Genomic DNA, 15,135 nt, shown 5'->3' with positions numbered 1-15,135 from the left:
CGTGCTGCGTCGCAAGCGTTCCTCCTGATCCCCGCGCGGGCCCCGGCCGCGTCGCACGCCCGAGTGTGGTTCCGTCCGGCAGCTGACCCGGAGGGCACCGTGCCGGTCGTCCGCTCCGGTCATCGGGCACGACCTCGGCGTGACGACCTGTCTACCGCACGGGCGGGTGCTCTGTCAGGCAGCGCACCCGATCTGGGGACAGCACGCGCGTCAGAACGTGGCGGTGAACCCCAGGTCATCCGCCAGACGCACGATGACCTGGTCGAAGTAGGCGGCCGGGTCGGACACGGAACCGACGAAGTGTCCGAAGAGCTCGAACGAGATCGTCCCGAACACCGTCGTCCAGGCCATCAGGGTGCGGACGAGGACCTCGTCGGGCAGGGTGATGCCGAACGAGCGCAGGGTGGCGACCCCGTCCGCGACGGCGGGACCGGCCACCCCGGGAGCCGCCGGAGGAGCGGTGGGTGATCCGGGCCTCCCGGCCGCCGCCGGCGTCGACGTGACGGACGAGCCCGACGCGCCAGGCGCACCGGACACACCTGGCGCACCGGACCCGACGGCGTCCGCGACCACCCGAACCAGCGCCAGCGTCGTCCGCGTCGCGGGCACGACGGTCTCCCGGGGCGCCGCGTAGCCGGGCACGGGCGAACCGAACAGCAGCGCGAAGTCCCCCGGGTGCGCGATGGACCAGTCCCGGATCGCCCGGCACATCGCCACCCAGCGCGCACCGGGGGCCGGTCCGGCCGCGGCACCGGCGGCCTCGACCGCGGCGCCGAGCTCGTCGTAGTCGGTGATGAGCAGGGCCGTCAGCAGGTCGTCGCGGCTCGGGAAGTACCGGTACACGGCCGACGAGACCATCCCGACGTCACGGGCGACGGCACGCAGGCTGAGTGCAGCAGGACCGTGATCGGTCAGGCGGGTTCGTGCTGCGGCCAGGATCTCCGCGGTGACCGTCTGCCGTGCGAGTGCTCGGGCGGTGGGTGCCATCCGATGATCCTGGCACGGGAGAGCAGCGCACACAAAGGAGAGCACTGCTCTTGCTTTCGCGTCGAAGAGCCGTCATGCTCGGTTCCGAGAGCGGTGCTCTCGCACCCAGGAAGCAGGAGACCATGACCCATCACCTCGTCGTCGGTGCCGGCCCCGTCGGCCGGCACGTCGCAGAACTGTTGACCATCCGGGGCGACCGCGTCACCGTCGTCTCCCGCTCCGGTCGCAGCTCGGGCATCGCCGGGGTCGAGCACGTCGCGCTCGACGCCTCCGATGCCGATGCCCTCTCCCGCGCCGCCGAGGGAGCAGCCGTCCTCCACAACTGCGCGAACCCCGGCGACTACACGCAGTGGGAGCGCACCTGGCCCCCGCTCGCCGCAGCACTGCTCACCGCGGCCGAACGCACCGGGGCCACCTACGCCATCACCGGGAACCTGTACCCGTACGGCCCGGTGGACGGGCCGATGCACGAGGGACTGCCGGACGCTGCCACCGACCACAAGGGGGTGCTCCGCGCGACCCTGTGGGCCGATGCCCTCGCCGCGCACGACGCCGGCCGTGTCCGGGTCGTCGAGGTCCGCGCCTCGGACTACCTCGGCCCCGGGATCGGCGCGAACGGGCACGTCACACGCGTGCTGCCGGCGGCACTGCGGGGACGGACGGTGTCGATGGTCGGCCACACGGACCTGCCGCACACCTTCACCGACGTGCTCGACGTCGCCCGCACCCTCGTCGCCGCTGCCGAGGACCATGGCGCACACGGTCGCACGTGGATGGTGCCCAGCAACGCCCCGCGGACGCAGCGCCAGGCCCTCACCGACGTCCTCACGGCGGCGGGGAAGCCCGCGGTGCCGGTGCACCGGATGCCCGCGGCCCTGTTCCGCGTCGGCGGACTCGTGTCGCCGATGATGCGTGAGCTGGCCGACCTGACCTACCAGTGGACCGCGCCGTACGTGGTCGACGACCGCGAGAGCCGGGCACGCTTCGGCATCGAACCGACCCCGTGGGACGAGGTCTGCCGCCGCACGGCCGCCGGCGTGGTCTGATCCACGCACCGCACACGGAAGGGGGACAGGACGCGCCGTTGCGCCCTGTCCCCCTTCCGCCTCGCACCGCCGGTCAGATCACCAGCAGCCTCGAGTACTGCGCCGCGTCGAGCTGCTGGGCAGCTCCACCCGCGGCGGGGACCTTCCACAGCCCGACCGAGGGGCCGCTGTCGATGGACACGAACACGTCCCCGTCGACGGAGGCGGCACCCAGGTGCTCGCCACGCGAACCGGCGGTCAGCCCGGTCACCGGCACGGTGGACGTGCCACCGCTGCCGACCACGAGCTTGTCCGGGATGCCGCGGTCGATCTTGCAACCGGTCGGGCTGGTCGGGTACTCCGCCGGGGCGGGGCAGAACTCCGCCGACTGCAGGAGCGAGAAGCCGTCCGCGTTCGCGGCAGCGTACTCGAACGCGTTCCGCGGTTCGATCTTCGTCAGTTCGGTCGCCCCGAACTTCAGCTGGTACCAGGTCCACGCCCCAGCGGCACCGGGCGAGCGGATGTCGACGTAGACGTTGCCCTGCGAGTCCGCGAGCACGCCGGCGGGGTAGCCGACGGTCGAGCCGCCCGGCCCGGTGAACGTGCGGGCGGCGATGCCGGTGCCCTTGACGTACGGCCGGCTGACCGTTCCGCCGAGCACGACGACCTTGCCGTCCGGGGTGACCGTCCAGAAACGCTCATCGCTCCCGACGGCCTTGCCACCCAGGTCCAGCACGACCTTCGGGGTCGAGGTTCCGACGGACAGCTTCTGCACCGCGCCGGTCACAGAGTCCACCCAGTACAGGTTGCCCTCGGCGTCGGAGCGCAGGTCCGGGGTCAGGTGCAGGCCGGACGCGATGATCGAGATCCCGCTGCCGTCGGCCGGGTCCCGCAGGATCTCGCTGCCGTCCGCCGACGGGGTGAACACGTCACCGTCGGCGTTCGCGGCGAAGCCTTCGCCGTGCGTCGCGACGACGGTCTTCGCCCCTCTGCCGGAGTCCGCGAACCGCACGACGGCACCGTTGCCGTCGAGGGCGAACAGCGACTGCGCCGTCTCCGGCTCGGGCACCGACGGTGACGTCCAGCGCAGCGTGACCGTGCGACCGGTCCCCCGGTGGCCGAGGGCACGCACCGAGAAGCGGTAGGTGGTCGCGGGCGAGAGCTCGTCGAAGCGGTCGGAGCGGGCGCGCGGGAGGAGTCGGTGGACCTGGTGGTCGTGCCGGTTCGCGACGGCGTCGACGTCGACCTTCCAGCCGGTCACCTTGGCGCCACGGTCCGGGCCGCGCCACGTCAGCGTGGCACTGTCCGCGTCGCCGGTGACGCGGACAGCGGTCGGTGCTCCCGGCACCGACGGAGAGGTGTGCGCCGTCGCCGGCACCGCACCTCCGAAGACGAGCGCCGCGGCGGCGACCGCGGTGATGAGTGCTCGGTACACGATGGTTCCCCTGCCTTCTCCGCGGCTCCCTGCGTCACGGCTCCGGTCATCACAGCACCGTGCGGACTCCAGGGGAACGCCTGCGGGCGGGATCTGCGGTTCCCCGCACCGCAAGATGCGAAGGGCCCGTACCGGCAGACGCCGTCGTGTTCCCGAGACACCGCCGAATCCGACGGCGCCTCGCCGACTCGGCGGCGCGGAACCGACACGACGGCGTCTCGCGGGCCCGGGACCCGCACCGACGACGGACGGGAGGCCCGGTGCCCGCTGGCACCGGGCCTCCCGTCCGAAGGGGGTCGCGTCTCGGACGCGGCGCGTCTCAGTAGCGCGGCTTGCGCTCCGGACGGTCGTCGCGGTCGTCGCGGCGGCCACCGCCACGGCGGTCCGCACGGATCTCGATGAGCTTGCCGCTGATCCGGGTGTCGGTCAGGCGGTCGAGCACACCGGGGTCCATGTCGGCCGGCAGCTCGACGATCGAGAAGTCCGGACGGATCTGGATCGCACCGAAGTCGTCGCGACGCAGGCCACCCTCGTTGGCCAGGGCACCGACGATCTGGCGCGGCTCGACGCGGTGACGACGGCCGACCTCGATGCGGTACGGCGACATCGGCTGCGAACGGCGCGGGCCACGGTCGCCGCGGTCACCACGGTCGCGGTCGCCACCACGGTCGCCGCGGTCGTTGCGGCCGCCACGGTCGTCGCGGGCACCACGCTCGTCGCGCTCGCCGCGGCGGGCGTCGCGCTCCATCTGGCTGCGGAGGGCGTCGTCGGCTGCGGTGAGGAGCAGCGGCGAGTCGCCCTGCGCCACGACGGCCAGGGCGGCGGCGACGTCGTCCGAGGGGACGTCGTGGTGCTCGACGTAGTGCGCGATGACGTCGCGGAAGGCGGCGATCCGGCCCTGGTCCTCGAGCGCCGCGGTGATGGCGTCGTCGAAGCGGGTCAGACGCGTCTCGTTGACGTCGTCGATGGTCGGCAGCTGCATCTGCGTGAGCGGCTGCTTGGTGTGGCGCTCGATCGCGGACAGCAGGCGACGCTCACGCGGGGTGACGAAGCTGATCGAGTCGCCCGAGCGGCCGGCGCGACCGGTCCGGCCGATGCGGTGCACGTAGGACTCGATGTCGACCGGGATGTCGAAGTTCACGACGTGCGTGATGCGGTCGACGTCGAGGCCACGGGCGGCGACGTCGGTGGCGACCAGGATGTCGAGCTTGCCCGACTTCAGCTGGTTGACCGTGCGCTCGCGCTGGGCCTGGGCGACGTCACCGCTGATCGCGGCGGCGGCGTACCCGCGGGCACGGAGCTTCTCGGCCAGGGTCTCGGTCTCGCTCTTGGTGCGGACGAAGATGATCATGCCCTCGAAGTCCTCGACCTCGAGGATGCGGGTGAGCGCGTCGACCTTCTGCGGGTACGAGACCATCAGGTAGCGCTGCGTGATGTTCGCGGCGGTCTTCGTCTTGGTCTTGACGGTGATCTCGGCCGGGTCGGTCAGGTACTGCTGCGAGATGCGGCGGATCTGCGCAGGCATGGTCGCCGAGAAGAGCGCGACCTGCTTGTCGTCGGGGGTGTCGGCGAGGATCGTCTCGACGTCCTCGGCGAAGCCCATCTTGAGCATCTCGTCGGCCTCGTCGAGCACCAGGTACTTCAGCTCGGACAGGTCGAGCGTGCCCTTCGCCAGGTGGTCCATGATGCGACCGGGGGTGCCGACGATCACGTCGACGCCGCGGCGCAGGGCGGAGAGCTGCACGCCGTAGGCCTGGCCGCCGTAGACCGGCAGGACGTGGACGTTCTTCATGTGGGACGCGAACTGCTCGAACGCCTCGCACACCTGCAGGGCGAGCTCGCGCGTCGGGGACAGCACGAGCGCCTGCGGCTTCTTGCTGCCGGACTCCATGCGGGACAGGATCGGCAGCGCGAAGGCCGCGGTCTTGCCGGTACCGGTCTGCGCCAGGCCGACGACGTCGCGCCCGGCGAGGAGCGTGGGGATGGTGGCTTCCTGGATGGCGGAAGGGGTCTCGTAACCGATGTCCTTGACGGCCTTGAGCACAGCGTCGCTCAGGCCGAGATCGGCGAACGTCACCACGGGCCCGTCGTCGAGGGTCTCAGTGGTGGGGGTGGTGTCCGTGCTCATACCACCAACGGTATCTCGAATGCGCGCTCCGCAGGGACGGGAGGCCCGTGGCGACGCCGCCACGGGCCTCCTGTCCGCCCTGTTGGTCGCGTCAGGAGCGCGCGGTGCCGATCCCCAGGACCGCGTCCGCCCGGTCGTTCAGTCGCGTCAGCATCTCGGCGAGCGAGCGCAGCTCGTCGGAGGCGAACTCCTCCGTCAGGTCGTCGAACACCTCGGCGCCGGCGGCGTCCAGCTCGTCGAGCAGTCGTCGGCCGGCGGGGGCGAGCGTGACGAGCGTGGCGCGGCCGTCCGCGGGGTCCGGCGACCCGATCAGGTGCTCGGCCTCGATCAGCGAGGCGACCCGGCGGCTGATCACCGGGCGCGACAACCCCGTCGCGTCGGCGATCGCGGTCGCCCGGACCGGCCCGTGCCCGGCGACGGCTCGCAGGATCACGCGGGCCGTCGGGTCGAGGCCGCCCCGCGACTCGATGAGCGAGGAGCGCAGGGTCTGCCGGACCCACAGCCGGTCGAGCTGGGATCGCAGGAGTCGCTCGGCGGCACGCCGGTCGTCGGTCACGGGCTCAGCGTAGCGGGCACATTTAGTTGCTTGCCGGAAGCAACAGATGTATCGTTGCGCGGTCTGCAAAGTTTCACAGCCAGAAAAAGGAGTTCGATGACCGCCACCGCACCCGTCCCGGTGCAGCACGGTCGGCACACCGCCGAGGCCCCCGCGGCCTCCGGAGGCGCCGGCCAGCAGCCGCTGATGACCCACCGTCAGATCCTCCTGGTGATCTACGGCCTGATGGCGGGCATGTTCCTGTCCTCGCTCGGCCAGACGGTGTTCGGCACGGCGATCCGCACGATCGGCGACGACCTGCACGGGCTCGACCAGCAGGCCTGGGTGACGACCGCGTACCTCATCACCTCGACGATCGCGACGCCGATCTACGGCAAGCTCTCCGACATCTTCGGCCGCCGTCCGCTGTACATCTTCGGCATCGTCGTCTTCATCCTCGGCGCCGTCCTGTCGTCGATGTCGACCTCGATGCTCATGCTCGCCGCCTTCCGCGCGGTGCAGGGCATCGGTGCCGGCGCGCTGATGTCGCTGCCGCTCGCGATCATGGGCGACATCCTCGCCCCGCGTGAGCGTGCCAAGTACCAGGGGTACTTCCTCGCCGTGTTCGGCATCTCGTCCGTCATCGGCCCGCTCATCGGCGGTCTGCTCGCCGGTTCCTCCGAGATCCTGTGGATCACGGGCTGGCGCTGGGTGCTCCTGATCAACGTGCCGATCGGTGTCGCGGCGCTCCTCATGGTCATCGTGTTCCTGCACCTGCCGAAGGTGCACGGCGCCGGCGACGCGAAGCCGAAGGTCGACTGGTGGGGCGCGACCGCCGTCATCGTCACCCTCGTGCCGCTCCTGCTCGTCGCCGAACAGGGCCGCATCTGGGGCTGGGGCTCCCCCGCCGCCATCGCCTGCTACGTCGTCGGTGTCGTCGGCCTGATCGGCCTGCTGCTCATTGAGTCGAAGATGGGCGACGCGGCGATCATCCCGCTCAAGCTGTTCCGCTCGGGCACGTTCTCGATGGCGACCGTCATCGGCTTCCTGGTCGGCTTCGCGATGTTCGGCGCGATGCTGACCATCCCGCTCTACCTGCAGATCGTCGTCGGACTGACCCCGACCGAGTCCGGCTTCGCGACGCTGCCGCTCGTCGGTGGTCTGATGATCGCCTCGATCACCTCGGGGCAGATCGTCGCCCGCGTCGGCCGGTACCGGATCTTCCCGGTCATCGGCACCGCGCTCGTCTCCGCCGGCTACGTCGTCCTGACGTTCATGTCGATCGACAAGCCGCTCTGGTTCCTGATGATCGGCATGTTCCTCATCGGTCTCGGTCTCGGCTCGGTCATGCAGTCGCTGACCCTGGCGTCGCAGGGCTCCGTCGAGGCCCGTGACATGGGCGTCGCCACGTCGTCCGCCACGTTCTTCCGCCAGATCGGTGGCACGCTCGGCACCGCCGTCCTGCTGTCCATCCTGTTCTCGGTGATGCCTGCGAACATCCTGACCGCCACCGCGAACCAGAAGGACCTCGGTCCGGCGCTCGACGCCGCGCTCAACCCGACCGTCGCCAGCGCGAAGGCGAACCAGGGCGCCATGGACAAGATCTGGACGCCCGTCGTCACCCCGCTGACGAAGACCGTGCAGTCGCAGCTCGACGCCGCCTCGGCGAAGGCGAAGCAGGCCGCCGACGCCGCGGTCACCGAGCAGGTCACCGCGGCGGTGCAGCAGCAGGTCACCGCCGGTGCCGTGCCCGCCGCAGCAGCGCAGACCGTCATCGACCAGCAGGTCGCCGCGGCCACGCCGGCCGCCGAACAGTCGGCACTCGAGCAGGTCGCCGAACAGGCGCACGCCAGCGTGCAGGACGGCACCGTGTCCGTCGACTGGGCGGACGCCGACCAGCGCTCCTACTGGGTCGACGAGCTCACCCCGGAGCTGGCAAAGAAGGTCGACGACGGCAACACCACGAGCGACAGCGCCACCAGCACGAACGACACCTCGTTCCTGACCGGTGCCGACAGCCGCCTGACCCGGCCGTTCATGGCGGGCTTCAACGCCTCGTCCGTGACGATCTACTGGGTCGGTCTCGGCGTCATCCTGCTCGCGTTCGTGCTGACCTGGTTCTTCCGGGTGCCGCCGCTGCGCCAGCGGTCCGCCCTGCAGGAGCAGGCCGACATGTCCGCCGAAGCACAGCTCGAGGCCGAGGCGGGCGCCGCCGCAGCCGAGGCCGGCTCGTTCACGGGCCCGATGACCGGGTCCGTGCCGACCGGTTCGGGTTCGACCGGTTCGGGTTCGACCGGATCCACGCCGACGCACCGTCGGTGACCGACCGGGGCGTCCGTCCGTGCCCCCTTTCCGGGCGGGCGCCCCTCCCACACACACCAACCCAGCAGGAGTCCACGTGATCACCACCCCGGCAGCGGCTGCGGCAACGGAGCCGTGCACGCTGCGTGAACGGAAGAAGCAGCAGACCCGGCAGGCACTGCACGACGCAGCGCTCACGCTCGTGTCCGCGCACGGACTCGACGGCGTCACGGTCGAGCAGATCTGCGCCGACGCCGACGTCTCCCCCCGCACCTTCTTCAACTACTTCTCGTCGAAGGCGCACGCGGCGCTCGGGCTCGACTCCGTCGAGGTCCCGGAGCGCTCAGCGGCCTGGTTCGCCGAGGCCGACGGTGCCCTGGTCGACGACCTGTGCGCCCTGGTCGCGGCCACCGTCCCGCTCTCGCAGGACCGCCGTCGCATGAAGGAGCTGCTCGTGCTCCGGCCGGAGATGTCCTCGATGGTCATGCAGTGGATGGCCGAGTCGCGCCAGTCCCTGCTCAGCGTCGTCGGCACCCGCACGGACGCGCAGACCGCCCGAACCGCGGTGACCCTGGTGATGTCGGCGCTCAGCGAGGTGGCGCACCGCGAGACCGTGCGGAGCAACGACGAGCTCGCGGATCGGCTCCGCGCCGTCGTGCGGGAGATGGCGGCGCTCGTCTCCTGAGCCGCCGGCCGTCGGCTCGCCGTGTCGAATCGGGCGTACCGGGCAGGAACTTCCTGCCCGGTACGCCCGATTCCGCTTTCCAGCGCACGTGCTCTGGGAAGGAACCGCGCGTCGTCGACGTGGCCGGAAGACGGACTGGAGGCTCGTGGCGGTGTCGCCACGGGCCTCCCGTCCGTCAGGTGGCCGGGTGGCGAACACGCCGTCGTGTCTGCCCGACGCCGCGAAGTCGTCGAGACGCCCCCGTTTCCGGAGGCGTCTCGACGTGACGACGGCGTCTCGTGCCGCAGCAACGGGTCAGACGACGGACCAGCCACCGTCGCTCGGCAGCACCGCGCCGTTGACGTTCGCCGAGTCGTCGCTCAGCAGCCAGGTGATGGCGGCGGCGAGCTGCTCGGGCTGGGCGACCGGCGGGATGGTGGTCTGCATGATCGGACCGACCCGGTGGGCCGCGTACTCGCTGCGCATCGGCGCCTCGATGTTCGTGGCGACCGCACCCGGCGCCACGGCGTTCGCCCGGATGCCCTGCGGCCCGTGGAAGAAGGCGACGCTCTTGGTGTACCCGGCGATGGCGTGCTTCGACGAGGTGTAGGCAGCACCGGCGGCCGAGGCCTTCAACGCGGCCTCGGACGCGACGTTCACGACCGACCCCTTGCCGGCGGCGATCATCAGCGGCAGCACGGCGCGGGTCAGGCGCATCGGGCCCGTGACGTTGACGCTGAAGACACGCTCCCAGGTGGCGTCGTCGACCTCGTCCGGCGGCAGGAACGCGTCCATGATGCCGGCGACGTTGGCGAGCCCGTCCACCCGGTCGCCGGCGGCGGCGATGAGTGCGTCGATGGTCTCGCTCGCGGCGACGTCACCGACGACGGTCTCCACGGCGAAGCCCTCGAGCTCCGTGCGGAGTGCGTCGAGCCGCTCGGCCACGACATCGGTCGCGATGACGCGGCCACCCTCGTTCGCGATGCGCGTCGCCGTGGCGCGTCCGATACCGGAACCCGCTCCGGTGACGATGATGGTCCTGCCGGTGAACCGTCCGGCGGTGGTGTCGGTCATGTGGTCTCCTCGATGCGGGGCGCTCGCTGCGCCACACCCGGTTATAGCACTCAGTGCCGAAAGGTCTCCATGAGCTCGACGAACGACCGTCCGACGGGGCGCCCACGCACCATCGACCCCGACGCCGTGTCCCTCGTCGCACTCCGGCTGTTCGACGACCAGGGCTTCGACGCCGTGTCGATGGACGACGTCGCCGCGGCGGCCGGGGTCAGTCGCCGGTCGCTCTTCCGACTGTTCCCGAACAAGGCGGCGCTGGTGTGGGGCGGTCTCGACGAGTTCGCCGCACGCTTCCGCGAAGCCCTGCGGTCACGGCCGGCCGACGAGCCCTCGGCGGTGGCGCTCCGGGCGGCCTACCGGATCGGTGCGACGTTCCCGGACGACGCGGTCGAGGTCACCCGACACCGACTCCGGGTCATCCGCGCGAACCCGTCGCTCGAGCACGTCGGCGCCGCCACGGTCACGGCCCTGACCGACGAAATCCTGCGGTACGTGGCCGAGCGGGACGGGGTCACCGCCGACGACCTCGCCGTCGCCGTGCGCGCCCACACGCTGGCCGCCGCCGCGAGCGCCGCACTCACCTGGTGGGCACTGCACGGCGACGGACGACCGGAGGACGTCCTGGAGCGCGCACTCGCGCTGCTCGACTGACGAGCCCCGGGGTTCCTCCACGCCGCACGCCGGAGTACCTTGCCGGGCATGCACACGACCGGACCCGCGCCGTACTTCCAGTTCGCCGGCACCGCCAGGCAGGCCCTCGAGCACTGGCAGCGGGTGTTCGGCGGCGAAGTGCAGATCGCGACCTACGCGGACTTCTCCCGCACGGACGGTCCGGCCGACGCCGTCGCGCACGGCCAGCTCACCGGCGAGCTGCAGCTGTTCGCCGCGGACGCGAGCGAGGGCGACACCCCGTTCTCGGCAACGGGGCTGCTCTTCTCACTGCTCGGCGCCGCGGAACCGGACGTCCTGCGTCGGTGGTTCGACCAGCTCGCCGAGGGCGGCACGGTCGTCGACCCGCTGCAGCAGCGCCCGTGGGGCGACTGGGACGGCACCGTCCGCGACGCGTACGGGGTCACCTGGCTGATCGGGTTCGAGGACTCCGCGCGCTGAGTCCCGCGCGCTGCAGCGCCTACTGCTGGTCGGACGGCAGCAGCGGTGCCCAGAAGGCGTCGGGACCGTCGGCCTGCACGGCGTCGCGCTCGAACCGGAACCCGTAGTCGCGGACGAAGTCGAGGGCCGCGGCCTGCTCGTCCTCGGCGTCGTCGTGGTCCGCGTCGAACAGGTACACCCCGTGCCCCATCGCGACACCGGCGTCGCTGATGACGGAGAGGTCCCAGCGCCCCTGCTCGGAACGCTCGATCCGGACGACGGCGGCCTGGGATGCGGTGAAGTCAGCCATGCCGCGAGCCTACGGACGCCCCGTGGCTGGCGTTCAGGATGCTCCGCGGCCACTACGCTGTGCACGGTCACAGGTCAGACGAGTGGAGAACGAATTGTCAGTCGGATTGCTCGCCGTGGTGGACGACATCCTCTCCGCAGCCCTCAAGGCCAGCGCGAAGACCGCCGGGGTCGTGATCGACGACGCCGCCGTCACGCCCCAGTACGTGCAGGGTCTCGAGCCCGCTCGTGAACTCCCGGTCGTCGGGCGCATCGCCCTCGGCAGCCTGTTCAACAAGTTCATCATCATCATCCCGCTGGCGTTGCTGCTCACGGCCTTCGCACCCGGCGTCCTGCCGTGGCTGCTGCTGCTCGGCGGCACGTACCTGTGCTTCGAGGGCGCCGAGAAGGTCACCGAGTGGTTCGGTGTCCACCACGAGGGCGGTTCCGACGAGGCCGTCACCGAACCGAAGCTCGTCTTCGGCGCCATCCGCACCGACCTCATCCTGAGCACCGAGATCATGCTCATCGCACTGGCGGGCCTCGACCCCGACCTGGGGCTCTGGCCGACGCTCGGCGCCCTGATCGTGATCGGTCTGGTCATGACCGCCGTCGTCTACGGCGCCGTGGCACTGCTCGTGAAGGTCGACGACATCGGCCTGCAGATGATGAAGAACTCCGTCCGCCGCACCCGCCGGATCGGTGCCCGCATCGTCCGTGCGATGCCGATGGTCTTCCGGGTCATCAGCGTCATCGGCACGGTCGCGATGCTGTGGGTCGGTGGACACCTGGTCATCGCGAACCTCGCCGAGACCTTCTGGCACGGGCCGTACGACCTGCTGCACGTGATCGAGCACGCGCTCGAGGCCGCAGGCCCCGTCGTCGTCTGGATCGCCGACACGGCCGTGTCGGCCGTGGTCGGCCTCGCACTGGGCATGGTCGTCGTCGGCATCGTGCTGGGCATCGGCCGCCTGCGCGGCAAGCAGCACTGACGCGGCTGCGGCGAGGCTCGGCACCCGCGCGTACCGTGACCGCATGGCAACGGTGCGACAGGTCCAGGTGACGTTCGACTGCGCCGAGCCGGAGCGTGTCGCCCGGTTCTGGTGCGAGGTCCTCGGGTACGTGGTGCCACCGCCCCCACCGGGGTTCGCCGACTGGGACGCGTTCGACCGGTCGCTGCCGCCGGAGCACCAGGGATCGGCCTTCGCGTGCGTCGACCCGACCGGTGCCGGTCCCCGCCTGTTCTTCCAGCGCGTCCCCGAGGGCAAGACGGTGAAGAACCGCGTGCACCTGGACGTCCGGGTCGGCACCGGGATGACCGGTGCCGAACGGCTCGCGGCCCTCGACGCCGAGAGCGCCCGACTGGTCGGGCTCGGCGCCACCCAGGTCCGTCGGATGACGGCGGACCAGGTGAACGAGTCGTGCATCGTCATGCAGGACGTCGAGGGCAACGAGTTCTGCCTGGACTGACCGGCGTATCGTCGATGCTTCCGAACCGCACCGCCGCGCCCCGGAAGGACCCCCACCCCGCATGACCGTCACCGCCGCATCCGCCACCGCAGCCGACGCCACCGCCCTCGAACACCTGCTGGGGTCCGACCAGGTGCTCCGCGACCCGGAGTCGCTCGAGCGCTACCGCCACGACGACGCCGAGTGGGCCGACTCCACGGCACCGCTCGCCGTGGTCCTGGCACGCAGCACCGACGACGTCGTCACCGCCGTCCGCTGGGCAGCCGCCGCCGGCCTCCGGGTTGTCCCCCGCGGTGCCGGCACCGGCCTGTCCGGCGGCGCGAACGCGATGGCCGACTCGATCGTCGTGTCGCTCGAGCGGATGAACCGGGTGCTCGAGGTGAACACCGACGAGCGCTACGCGGTCGCCGAACCCGGCGTCATCAACGACGCACTCCGCGCCGCGGTCGCCGAGCACGGCCTCTGGTACCCGCCGGACCCTGCGAGCTCGGCGATCTCGACGATCGGCGGCAACGTCGCGACGAACGCCGGCGGCATCTGCTGCGTCAAGTACGGGGTCACCCGCGACTACGTGCTCGGCATGACCGTCGTGCTGGCCGACGGGTCGGTCGTGGAGCTCGGCCGCCGGACGGCGAAGGGCGTCGCCGGGTACGACCTCACCGGGCTGCTGGTCGGTTCCGAGGGCACGCTCGGCATCGTCGTGTCGGTCACCGTGAAGCTGCTCCCCCTGGCCGGCCGTGACGAACGGGCGGTGATCGGGTACTTCCCCTCGCTGACCGCAGCGGGCGACGCCGTGGCCGCGATCTCGCGCGCGGGGATCGTCCCCGCGGCACTCGAGATCGTCGACCGCACCTGCCTGCGGGCCGTCGACGACTGGATGCACCTCGGGCTGCCGGCGGACGTCGACACCCTGCTGCTCGCCCGGGTCGACGAGCGCGGTGCGGCCGGTGACGAGATCGCCGACCACGTCGCGGACGTGTTCGCCGAGGCCGGTGGGACGGACGTCGAGCGGGCCACCGACCCCGGAGACATCGACCGGCTGTTCCAGGCCCGCCGACTCGCCTACCCGGCGCTCGAACGGCTCGGCCCGGTGCTGACCGAGGACATCTGCGTGCCGCGGAGCGCGGTGCCCGAGATGCTCCGGCGGATCCAGGTGACCGCGGACGCACAGGACGTCACGATCGCCAACATCGCGCACGCTGGCGACGGCAACCTGCACCCGCTGATCATCGCGCCCGAGGGCGACGACGCCGCGAAGGCCCGCGCGAAGACCGCGTTCGACCAGATCGTGGCGGACTGCCTGGCGCTCGGCGGGACCGTGACCGGTGAGCACGGCGTCGGGCTGCTGAAGCTGCCGGGCCTGCGGGTCGAGCTCGGCCACCGCGTGCTCGCGATGCACCGCTCCGTCAAGGACGCGCTCGACCCGGCGGGGACCCTGAACCCGGGCAAGGCGTTCTGACCCGTCCGTCAGGTGATCGCGTTCAGCGACCGGTGTGCGTCACGCAGGAGCGCATCCGCACGCACGCGTGCTCAGTGGCGACGGAAGTACCCGTTCGCGCCACCGACGTACATCAGGATCGTCGCGATGAGCACCGCGACGCCACCGATCCAGCCGAAGGCGTTGCCACCCGAGGCCGCGCCGACGCCGACACCGATGAGCTGCAGGACCGCGAGGACCGTCAGCACGATGCGGGCCCAGTTGCGGCCGTCGCGCATCTTGAAGACGATGATGAGCTCGATCACGGCCAGGATGAACGCGAAGATCGCGCCGCCGACGAGCGGGGCGGTGCCGACGTCCTGTGCGGCGGAGGAGCTGCCACCCGAGACCAGACCGATGATGCCCTGCAGGATGTTCGCCAGGACCACCACCAGCCAGATGACGAACGACACGGTGACGGAGGTGGGACGACTGGACGTCGATGCCATGGGGAATGCCTTTCTCGATGGACCACGTTCAGCGGCCTCTCAGAGAACGTACTTGCGGGCGTGACCGCTGTCCGGATGAGCCCGAAGGTCACAGAGCGGTAACGACGGCAGATCCGTCCAAACCCTTCGCCGCAGGGTGCCGAATCACCTGCAACGACCGGGAAACACCCGGAGCGCTCACCAGCCGCACATCGCTGGTTCTCCACCCCACCAAGG

General features: G+C 71.2%; 15 protein-coding genes. 8 read left to right on the top strand and 7 right to left on the bottom strand.

The window, feature by feature from the left end; translation table 11 throughout:
- Window positions 1-210: 210 nt before the first annotated feature.
- Window positions 211-987 (bottom strand): TetR/AcrR family transcriptional regulator, encoded by a 777-nt coding sequence (locus tag ABRP24_RS07560; protein ID WP_301601218.1) that lies wholly within the window; start codon window positions 985-987, stop codon window positions 211-213.
- 122 nt (window positions 988-1,109) lie between these two features.
- Here ABRP24_RS07560 and ABRP24_RS07555 point away from each other — a divergent pair, with 122 nt between their 5' ends.
- Window positions 1,110-2,033, top strand: coding sequence for an NAD-dependent epimerase/dehydratase family protein (locus ABRP24_RS07555; RefSeq protein WP_349849801.1), 924 nt, complete (start codon window positions 1,110-1,112; stop codon window positions 2,031-2,033).
- 73 nt (window positions 2,034-2,106) lie between these two features.
- Here the strand turns inward: ABRP24_RS07555 and ABRP24_RS07550 are convergent, their stop codons facing one another.
- From ABRP24_RS07550 to ABRP24_RS07540, 3 genes are all read right to left on the bottom strand, one after another.
- Entirely contained in the window at window positions 2,107-3,447 is a 1,341-nt protein-coding gene (locus ABRP24_RS07550; protein WP_349849803.1) for a fibronectin type III domain-containing protein, read from the bottom strand.
- A 319-nt stretch (window positions 3,448-3,766) separates the two neighbouring features.
- Window positions 3,767-5,575 carry a DEAD/DEAH box helicase gene (locus ABRP24_RS07545; RefSeq protein ID WP_349849805.1) on the bottom strand — a complete coding sequence of 603 codons (1,809 nt, stop codon included), beginning with the start codon at window positions 5,573-5,575 and terminating at the stop codon, window positions 3,767-3,769.
- A 91-nt stretch (window positions 5,576-5,666) separates the two neighbouring features.
- Window positions 5,667-6,131, bottom strand: a complete 465-nt coding sequence (locus ABRP24_RS07540) for a MarR family winged helix-turn-helix transcriptional regulator (RefSeq protein WP_027464433.1) — start codon at window positions 6,129-6,131, stop codon at window positions 5,667-5,669.
- A gap of 96 nt (window positions 6,132-6,227) precedes the next feature.
- Between ABRP24_RS07540 and ABRP24_RS07535 the strand changes: the two genes are divergently transcribed.
- Both ABRP24_RS07535 and ABRP24_RS07530 read left to right on the top strand, forming a co-directional pair.
- The gene (locus tag ABRP24_RS07535) at window positions 6,228-8,432 is read left to right on the top strand and encodes an MDR family MFS transporter (RefSeq protein ID WP_349849807.1); all 2,205 of its coding nucleotides are present in this window, start codon (window positions 6,228-6,230) and stop codon (window positions 8,430-8,432) included.
- 76 nt (window positions 8,433-8,508) lie between these two features.
- Window positions 8,509-9,096 (top strand): TetR/AcrR family transcriptional regulator, encoded by a 588-nt coding sequence (locus ABRP24_RS07530; RefSeq protein WP_051596480.1) that lies wholly within the window; start codon window positions 8,509-8,511, stop codon window positions 9,094-9,096.
- A 294-nt stretch (window positions 9,097-9,390) separates the two neighbouring features.
- On the opposite strand, the gene ABRP24_RS07525 is transcribed toward ABRP24_RS07530, so the two are convergent.
- Window positions 9,391-10,149 (bottom strand): SDR family NAD(P)-dependent oxidoreductase, encoded by a 759-nt coding sequence (locus tag ABRP24_RS07525; protein ID WP_349849810.1) that lies wholly within the window; start codon window positions 10,147-10,149, stop codon window positions 9,391-9,393.
- A 69-nt stretch (window positions 10,150-10,218) separates the two neighbouring features.
- Here ABRP24_RS07525 and ABRP24_RS07520 point away from each other — a divergent pair, with 69 nt between their 5' ends.
- Together ABRP24_RS07520 and ABRP24_RS07515 are read left to right on the top strand one after the other, a co-directional pair.
- Complete coding sequence (locus ABRP24_RS07520) at window positions 10,219-10,797, top strand: TetR family transcriptional regulator (RefSeq protein WP_027464431.1); 579 nt, start codon at window positions 10,219-10,221, stop codon at window positions 10,795-10,797.
- A 48-nt stretch (window positions 10,798-10,845) separates the two neighbouring features.
- Window positions 10,846-11,256: a VOC family protein gene (locus tag ABRP24_RS07515; protein ID WP_349849812.1), complete on the top strand. Its 411-nt coding sequence runs from the start codon at window positions 10,846-10,848 to the stop codon at window positions 11,254-11,256.
- Between the two features lie 19 nt (window positions 11,257-11,275).
- Here the strand turns inward: ABRP24_RS07515 and ABRP24_RS07510 are convergent, their stop codons facing one another.
- Window positions 11,276-11,545: a hypothetical protein gene (locus ABRP24_RS07510; RefSeq protein ID WP_071245932.1), complete on the bottom strand. Its 270-nt coding sequence runs from the start codon at window positions 11,543-11,545 to the stop codon at window positions 11,276-11,278.
- 94 nt (window positions 11,546-11,639) lie between these two features.
- Between ABRP24_RS07510 and ABRP24_RS07505 the strand changes: the two genes are divergently transcribed.
- The 3 genes from ABRP24_RS07505 to ABRP24_RS07495 all read left to right on the top strand — a co-directional run bounded on the left by ABRP24_RS07505 (window position 11,640) and on the right by ABRP24_RS07495 (window position 14,452).
- Window positions 11,640-12,515: a DUF808 domain-containing protein gene (locus ABRP24_RS07505; RefSeq protein WP_035807701.1), complete on the top strand. Its 876-nt coding sequence runs from the start codon at window positions 11,640-11,642 to the stop codon at window positions 12,513-12,515.
- Between the two features lie 43 nt (window positions 12,516-12,558).
- Window positions 12,559-12,993 (top strand): VOC family protein, encoded by a 435-nt coding sequence (locus tag ABRP24_RS07500; RefSeq protein ID WP_027464428.1) that lies wholly within the window; start codon window positions 12,559-12,561, stop codon window positions 12,991-12,993.
- 61 nt (window positions 12,994-13,054) lie between these two features.
- Complete coding sequence (locus tag ABRP24_RS07495; RefSeq protein ID WP_349849815.1) at window positions 13,055-14,452, top strand: FAD-linked oxidase C-terminal domain-containing protein; 1,398 nt, start codon at window positions 13,055-13,057, stop codon at window positions 14,450-14,452.
- A gap of 71 nt (window positions 14,453-14,523) precedes the next feature.
- Here ABRP24_RS07495 and ABRP24_RS07490 read toward each other — a convergent pair whose 3' ends face one another.
- On the bottom strand, window positions 14,524-14,919 hold the full coding sequence (locus tag ABRP24_RS07490) for a hypothetical protein (protein WP_051596478.1): 396 nt from the start codon (window positions 14,917-14,919) through the stop codon (window positions 14,524-14,526).
- Between the last annotated feature and the right edge of the window lie 216 nt (window positions 14,920-15,135).

The sequence above is a fragment of the Curtobacterium sp. WHRI 8282 genome, assembly GCF_040223925.2.
Classification (GTDB): Bacteria; Actinomycetota; Actinomycetes; order Actinomycetales; family Microbacteriaceae; genus Curtobacterium; species Curtobacterium flaccumfaciens.
This window is presented reverse-complemented; position numbering and strand designations above follow the sequence as displayed.